Below are 7,422 nucleotides of genomic sequence, written 5' to 3' on the forward strand. Positions count from 1 at the left end.
GGCCGTCGGCGACGATCTCGCCCTGGGCCAGGATCACCACCCGGTGGGCCACTTCCGCGGCCAGTTCCACGTCGTGGGTGGCAAGCACGATGGCGTGGCCCTCGTCCGCCAGTGCGCGGAGGATGCCCACGAGCCGGGACTTGGCCGCGTAGTCGAGACCCCGCGTCGGCTCGTCGAGCAGGACGAGGGGTGGCCGTGCCGTGAGGACGACGGCGAGGGCGAGGGCCAGCCGCTGCCCCTCCGACAGGTCGCGCGGGTGGGTGCCGTCGGCGACGCCGGGGAGGAGCGCGGTGACCAGGCCGCGGCAGGTGCCCGGGTCGGCACCGGCGTCCGCGTCGGCGGCGGCGCACTCGGCGGCGACGGTGTCCGCGTAGAGCAGGTCGCGCGGTTCCTGCGGTACGAGGCCGACGTGGCGCAGCAGTTGGCCGGGCCGGGTGCGGGCGGGGGAGAGGCGTGCGGTGCCGCCGACGGTGGCGTTCCCGGTGGTGGGCTCGTGCAGGCCGACCAGGGTGCCCAGCAGGGTCGACTTGCCGGCGCCGTTACGTCCCATCAGGGCGACCGTCTCGCCGGGTCGGAGGGCGAGGTTCACCTCGTGCAGGGCGGTGACGCGGCCCCGGCGCAGCGAGAGGCCGTCGGTCTCGGCGAGCGGCGGCTCCTCGGCCGTTGCCGGTGTCGCACCCGAGGACAGGCCGGGTGTCCCGGTGTCCGTCTCCGCCAGCCGGGCCCGCAGCGGGCCCGCACGGCGGCGGGCGTCGCGTACGGACAGCGGCAGCGGTGACCAGCCCGCGAGGCGCCCGAGGGCGACGACGGGAGGCTGTACGGGAGAGACGGCCATCAGCTCGGCGGGGTCGCCCAGCCTGGCCGGGGCGCCGGGCGCGGGCAGCAGCAGCACCTGGTCGGCGTAGTGCACGACCCGCTCCAGCCGGTGCTCGGCCATCAGCACTGTCGTGCCGAGGTCGTGCACCAGCCGCTGCAGCACCGCCAGCACCTCCTCTGCGGCGGCCGGGTCCAGCGCAGAGGTGGGCTCGTCCAGGACCAGCACCCGCGGATGCGGGGTGAGTACGGAACCGATCGCGACGCGCTGCCGCTGGCCGCCGGAGAGGGCGGCGATGGGCCGGTCGCGCAGTTCGTCGAGTCCCAGCAGGTCGAGGGTCTCCTCGACGCGGCGGCGCATCGTGGCGGGCGGCAGGCCCAGCGACTCCATGCCGTAGGCGAGTTCGTCCTCCACGGTGTCGGTGACGAAGTGGGCGAGCGGGTCCTGGCCGACGGTGCCGACCACATCGGCCAGTTCGCGTGGCTTGTGCGTACGGGTGTCGCGTCCCGCGACCGTGACCCGGCCGTGCACGGTGCCGCCGGTGAAGTGCGGCACGAGTCCGGAGACGGTGCCCAGGAGGGTGGACTTGCCGGCGCCGGACGGTCCGACCAGGAGGCACAGTTCACCCTCGGGGACCGTCAGGTCCACGTCCTGGACGACGGGCTTGGCGGTGCCCTCGTAGCGGACGGAGACGTGCTCGAAGCGGATCACCGGGCAGCCTCCTTGCGGGCGGGAATCGGTGCCGGTGCCGGCACCGGCGTGGGCACCGGCACCGGTGCGACGAGAGCGGGCAGCAGCCCGACGAGGAGACCCGCCGCGGGCACCAGCGGAAGGACCGGCACGGTCAGCGGAACCGCGGGCGGATGCAGGGCCGCCGGGAACGCGCCGCCCGCCCAGACCAGCAGGGCGCCCACCGCGACGCCCGACCCGGACACCAGCCAGGCGCGCGGCCCCCAGCGGTCGGGCCGGTAGCGGGTACGGATGCTGCGCTTGCCGCCCAGCCACAGCCCGGCCAGCGCCAGCACCACACCGGCCAGCAGTACGGGCAGCCCGTAGGCCGCGCCCTGGGCGGCGAGCAGCGCGTACGTGCCGGCGCAGACGCCGAGCAGCCCGCCCAGGGTGAGCACCCCGGTGACGCGGCGGACGGCGCGCGGGACCTGGGCGCTGCGCCCGTAGCCCCGCGCGTCCATCGCGGCGGCCAGTGCCACCGACCGTTCCAACGCGCCCTCCAGCACCGGCAGTCCGACCTGGAGCAGCGCCCGTACGCCCTTGTCGGCGCGCCCGCGCAGGCGGCGGGCGGCACGCAGCCGCTGGACGTCGGCGACCAGGTTCGGCGCGAAGGTCATCGCGACGACGACGGCGACGCCCGCCTCGTAGAGCGCGCCGGGCAGTGACTTCAGCAGCCGGGCGGGGTTGGCGAGGGCGTTCGCGGCACCGACGCAGATGAGCAGGGTGGCCAGCTTCAGCCCGTCGTACAGCGCGAACACGAGCCCCTCGGCGGTGACCCGGCCGCCGATGCGGACGCCCTGCGCCCAGTCGGGCAGCGGCACTTCGGGGAGTGTCACCACGACCGTGCTGCCGGGGATGGGGGAGCCGAGGAAGAAGGCGAAGACGAGCCGGATCGCGAGCACGGCCAGTCCGAGCTTGAGGAACGCGCCGTAGGAGCGTGCCCACGGTGCGTCGGTGCGGCGCGCGGCGACGACGTAGCCGGCGACGGCGGCCAGCAGGACGAGCAGCAGCGGATTCGTCGTGCGCGACGCGGCGGTGGCCAGTCCGAGCGCCCACAGCCACCATGCGCCGGGGTGCAGCGTGAGCCCGCGCCGCGCCTGCGGGGCGTGCAGCCGCCCGGTCAGCCCGGTCACCGCTTCACCGGCGGCGACGGGTCTGCCGGACGGCGGCGACGGCCAGTACGGCGACGGCGGCGACGCCCGCGCCGATCCCGGCCACGGGCGGGAGGCCTCCGTCGCTCCCGTTCGCGTCGCCCTTGCCCTTGTCCTTTTCCTTGCTCGCGCCGTCGCCGGAGAGCCGTTCGCCGCAGCCGCGCCGCGGATAGCCCTCGATGGCGCACAGCAACGCGTCGGAGTTGTAGCGCAGCGGCTTGGCGACGGCGGCCAGTGCCTCGGCGGCGGAGGCGTCTTCGGCTACCCGCGCGCAGGCGGTGCGCGCCGATGGCGGGTTCTCGCCGCGCGGCGCGTGCGCGGTGGTGCCGAAGTCGACGGCGAGCGCCACGCGTTTGCGGTCCGGCTTCTTCTCCGTACGCCCGCAGATCGCCTCGAACTCCGCGTCGCCGCGCGGCGACGCCGCGTCCTCGGAGTCCTCGCTGAGGGCGAACCGGAAGCCGAGCACGGCTCCGTCGTCGGGACGCAGCACGGACGGGCCCTGGGTGGCGTACGACCAGGCCTGGCTCTTCTTCGTCTGCTCCCAGAAGGACCAGTACCGGTAGCCGTCGGCGGCCTGAGCGGAACCCGTCCCCAGGCCCGCCGCGGTGCAGCCGGCCAGGAGCGCGCACACGGTGGCGGCGCGGCGCACCCCGGTGGCTCTCACAGTGCCCGCCGCTTGCGGCGGCTGCTCAGCAGGATGCCGAGGCCCGCGCCGGACGCCAGGCCGGCACCGACCAGGGACCAGGTCAGCACGGTGTTGCCGTCGTCGCCGTCACTCGAGTCGCCGCCGCTCGCGCCGGTGGCCTTGTCGGGCATCCGGGCGGGCTTCGGGCCGGTGGCGTTGAGGCGGTCGAGCAGCTTGGCGCCCTTCAGCGTCGCCGGGTCGCCGCCCGTGGCGTGCACGGCGAGCATGACGCCGCTGATGGCGGCAGGGTCGTTCTTGGCCTTGTCCCAGGAGTCGAAGTGCCCGCCCAGCCAGTCGAGGGACTTCTTCGCCTCGGCGTGGTGGCCGCCGGCGCCGAGCGCGATGACGGCGTCGGCGGTGTTCGCGTAGTCGGGCGTGCCCTTGGCCCCCGGTGTCACCGCCTTCAGATGGCCCTCGTGCTTGTTCAGTACGGACACGAGGTGGGCGGCGCCCGCGTCGGCCGATTTCCCGCGGTTCAGGGGCTGCTTCGCGCCGGCGCCGTCCTTGCCGCAGTCCAGCGGCTCGACGGGGCGGTGCTTCCCGTCCTTGCCGCCGTTACCGGTGGCCTTGACCGACAGCCCCGATCCGAGCCCGGCGAGGGCGGCGGCCGCGGTGGCGTCGTCGTTCGGGACGAGCTTGCCGTCCTTGCCGGGCTGGTAGGCGAAGGCGCCGCGCTCGGCGGCCTTGGCGTCGCAGCCGAGCTGGAGGGCGGCGAGCGCGTCGTAGGGCGACGAGTCGCCCTTGCGTATCTTCTCCGGCCGTTCACCCGCCGCCGCGAAGGCGCCGATGACGACGGACACGGAGTTGGCGTCGGTGGGACCGCCGGGGTTGTAGCCCCAGCCGCCGTCCTTGCTCTGTACGGTCCGCAGCCAGTCCAGCGCCTTGTCGACCACGGCACCCCGGCCGCCGGTGGCGGAGAGCGCCTGGACGGCTATCGCGGTGGCGTTGGTGTCGGCGGGTGTCTTCTTCGCGTCGCAGGCGTCGCCGGGCTCGGCACGGTAGGCGGTGAAGGAGCCGTCCGCACACTGCTGTCCGGCGAGCCAGTCAACGGCCTTCGCCGCCGGTGTCGCACCGGCCGCGTCCTGGGCGAGGAGGGTCATGGACTGCCGCCAGACCCCGTCGTACGTCGGATCGCCCTTGCCGTACAGGGCGGCCGGCGGCTTCGGCTTCTTGGCGTCCGCGTCCGTGCCGGTGGCGAGCGCGGCGGGTGCCGCGGTCGCGCAGAGGACGGTGGCGGCGGCGAGGGCCGTGGCGGTGCGGCGCGGGAACATGGCGGGTGCCTTTCGGTGAGCGGGGCCGCAGCCGTGCACGGCCGCCCCGCCGCGCGGGTCGCGCACGCTGCCGCGCGCTCCGCATGACGGCACTCCGGGCTCAGCTCCGTACCTCGACGGTGCCGGGGGCCGCCTCCCGCCGTCCACGGCGGGCTGTACGGCTCCGGGAGCCTTGCCTCCGACCGGGTGCTCCGGCTCGCGCGACCGTACGGGGGTCCTGACCCGTACGGGCGTCGCTCACGGTTGCGGGTCAGCGCCGGTTTCTCACCGGCTTCCCCCGATCGGCGGCGATGTCTGCGCGAACACTCTAGCGGTCAGCGGTCCCGGCCCCGCCCGCGATGGGTGCTCTGCCCGCGATGGGCGCCCTGCCCTCGATGAAGGCGAACCGGTCGGGGAACTCCAGCCGCCCGTCCCGGCGGGGTTCGGCGGTTTCGGCGATCTCGTCCAGCCCGTCCGCGAGTTCGGCGTCGGAGAAGCTGGAGAGCACCGACATCCACCGTCCCTGCACCAGATGCAGCCAGTGGTCACGGTCGACGCTCACCGGGAACTCGGCATAGCTGGTGCGGGCCTCGAGGCCCGCATCGCGCAGCGCGGTCTCGATGTCCTCCGGGTCGGGCTGGTTGTCGGCGAAACGGGCCAGCGCCCGCCGGAAGAGCGGATAGTCGATCTTCGGCGGCAGGGTGACGATGAGGATCCGGCCACCGGGCACCAGGTGGCCGGCGAGGCCCGCGAGGGTGCCGGACAGGTCGGAGAAGTGATGCACGGCCTCCTTGATCACGATCGCGTTGAAGGCGTCGCGTGGCAAGGTCCGGTCGTCGTTCAGGGCTCCCCGGGCGAGATCCTCCGCCCGCGCGCGTACCGGGAACAGCCGGGGGTCGGCGGGCAGCCGGTCCAGCATCGGCTGTGAGGGGTCGACGCAGACCAGTGGCGTCTCCTCGGTGGCGTACTCCAGCAGCCGCCTCAGGAAGAGTCCGGTGCCCGCTCCGATGTCGGCGATCCAGTCTCCGGGCCGCAGTTCCAGCCGCGAACTGATCTGCGCTTCCATCCAGTCGAGGTAGTCGGGCCGATGACCCCAGGTGGCGTCGTAGGTCTCCGCGAGGTGCGAGTAGTGGTGCTCGAGGTCCTGGTCCACTGCTGCACGGCCACCTTCCTGCGCGTCGGCACGCTGCCTGCCCATCGGAAGGATCTCCTCCACAGGCCGGGCCCGCCCGTTGTGCGGGCGCATGGGCTACGGGAGGAACGGCGTCGGATTCAGGGCGAGGGCAGGAAGGCCGGAGAATTGTTCAACGATCCGACAGGGGTGTGCGCACAGATTTTCGCCATGCTGTCCCGGGCCGGTCCTCAGCGCTCCTGCGCGGGCTGTTCCGGGTAGGCCTCGGTCAGCTGGCGGCGGGAGTCGGCCAGATAGAACCCGAGCATCCGCTCCGCCGCCGCCGCGTCCCCGGACTCCAGCGTGTTGAGGATCTCGCGGTTACGGGTGAGGTAGGGCTCGTAGAAGCGGCGCGGGTCGTCCATGACGTGGAAGGCCAGTCGCAGCTCGGCCAGTACGCCGCGCATCAGGTCGTCGGTCCGCTCGCTGCCCGCCAGGCCGGCCACCGCCTGGTGGAAGCGGATGTTGGCGGTGCCCAGGTCGTTCCACCTGCGGTGCTGGGCGGCGCGCTCGCCCGCCGCGACGGCCGCCGCCACCGTGTCGAGCGGGTACGGAGGGGCGTCGAGGCCGCGGATGGCGGCGCACTCGACGATCTGCCGTACCCGGTAGATGTCCACGATGTCCGCCACCGTGAGCACGCGCACGAACGCTCCCTTGTTGAGCTTGTGCACCAGCAGCCGTTCGTGGGTCAGCAGCCGGAACGCCTCACGGAGGGTGTTGCGGGACACGCCGAGCGCGCTGCCGATCTGTGCCTCGGAGAGCCGGACGCCGGGCAGGAAGAAGCCCTGTGCGATACGTTCGCGCAAGATGCCCGCCACGCGTTCGGCCGTGCTCGTACGGCCCAAGAGCGCACGGTCGGCCGCGAGTTCGGAGAGTGCCAGGCCGGCGTCGGTGTCGGCGGTCATGCGGATCCTCCCCCAGGGCAGATGGTCCGCCCCAGTGAAGCCCAGAAATCCGAACGAGACAACATTCCTCTTGCCGTATTGTTGAACAATCGCTTAGATTGGCAGCGATGATCGATCTCAACGCGGACCTGGGAGAGGGCTTCGGCCGGTGGCGGCTCACCGATGACGACGCCCTGCTGACCTCGGTCACGAGCGCCAACGTCGCCTGCGGTTTCCATGCCGGCGACCCCGCCACCATGCGCCGCGTCTGCGAGCTGGCCGCTGCGGGCGGGGTACGGATCGGAGCCCAGGTCTCCTACCGCGACCTGGCCGGATTCGGGCGCCGCGCCATGGACGTACCCGCCGCCGAACTGGCCGCCGAGGTGGCCTACCAGATCGGCGCCCTGGAGATCTTCGCCCGCGCGGCCGGGTCCGCCGTCAGCTACGTCAAGCCGCACGGCGCGCTCTACAACCGCTGCGTGCGGGACGCCGAACAGGCCGCGGCCGTCATTGAAGGGGTACGGCTGGCCGGCACGCCCCTGCCCGTACTCGGGCTGCACGGCTCCGAACTGCACAGGGCCGCCACGGCGGCGGGGCTGCCCGTCGTCGACGAGGCATTCGCCGACCGCGGCTACCGGCCCGACGGCACCCTGGTGCCGCGTACCGAGCCGGGCGCCGTCCTCACCGACCCCGAGCAGGTGATCGCGCGTTCCCTCGCCATCGCCCGCGGCGCGGAGG

At 73.7% G+C, this 7,422-nt stretch carries 7 protein-coding genes and 1 riboswitch; of the genes, 1 reads left to right on the forward strand and 6 read right to left on the reverse strand.

Annotated elements, in window-relative coordinates; all coding sequences use genetic code 11:
* From ACRDP3_RS03830 to ACRDP3_RS03855, 6 genes are all read right to left on the reverse strand, one after another.
* The coding region (locus ACRDP3_RS03830; protein ID WP_431515373.1) for an ABC transporter ATP-binding protein at positions 1–1,525 on the reverse strand (1,525 nt) is incomplete at its 3' end.
* The gene (locus tag ACRDP3_RS03835; protein ID WP_431515374.1) at positions 1,522–2,676 is read right to left on the reverse strand and encodes a CbiQ family ECF transporter T component; all 1,155 of its coding nucleotides are present in this window, start codon (positions 2,674–2,676) and stop codon (positions 1,522–1,524) included. The genes ACRDP3_RS03835 and ACRDP3_RS03830, both read right to left, overlap by 4 nt.
* A 4-nt stretch (positions 2,677–2,680) precedes the next feature.
* A complete protein-coding gene (locus ACRDP3_RS03840; RefSeq protein ID WP_431515375.1) occupies positions 2,681–3,358 on the reverse strand; it encodes an SCO2322 family protein in 678 nt (225 codons plus the stop codon).
* Positions 3,355–4,716: a prenyltransferase/squalene oxidase repeat-containing protein gene (locus tag ACRDP3_RS03845; RefSeq protein WP_431515376.1), complete on the reverse strand. Its 1,362-nt coding sequence runs from the start codon at positions 4,714–4,716 to the stop codon at positions 3,355–3,357. Before ACRDP3_RS03845 ends, ACRDP3_RS03840 begins: the two co-directional genes overlap by 4 nt.
* A gap of 144 nt (positions 4,717–4,860) precedes the next feature.
* A riboswitch (cobalamin riboswitch) is annotated at positions 4,861–4,928 on the reverse strand.
* 29 nt (positions 4,929–4,957) lie between these two features.
* On the reverse strand, positions 4,958–5,827 hold the full coding sequence (locus ACRDP3_RS03850) for a class I SAM-dependent methyltransferase (RefSeq protein ID WP_431515377.1): 870 nt from the start codon (positions 5,825–5,827) through the stop codon (positions 4,958–4,960).
* Between the two features lie 164 nt (positions 5,828–5,991).
* Positions 5,992–6,705 carry a GntR family transcriptional regulator gene (locus ACRDP3_RS03855; protein WP_431515378.1) on the reverse strand — a complete coding sequence of 238 codons (714 nt, stop codon included), beginning with the start codon at positions 6,703–6,705 and terminating at the stop codon, positions 5,992–5,994.
* 107 nt (positions 6,706–6,812) lie between these two features.
* On the opposite strand from ACRDP3_RS03855, the gene ACRDP3_RS03860 reads away from it, so the two are divergent.
* A partial coding sequence (locus ACRDP3_RS03860) for a LamB/YcsF family protein (protein WP_431515379.1) occupies positions 6,813–7,422 on the forward strand: 610 nt, incomplete at its 3' end.

The sequence above is a fragment of the Streptomyces sp. genome (assembly GCF_050698815.1).
In the GTDB taxonomy this organism is placed as follows: domain Bacteria; phylum Actinomycetota; class Actinomycetes; order Streptomycetales; family Streptomycetaceae; genus Streptomyces.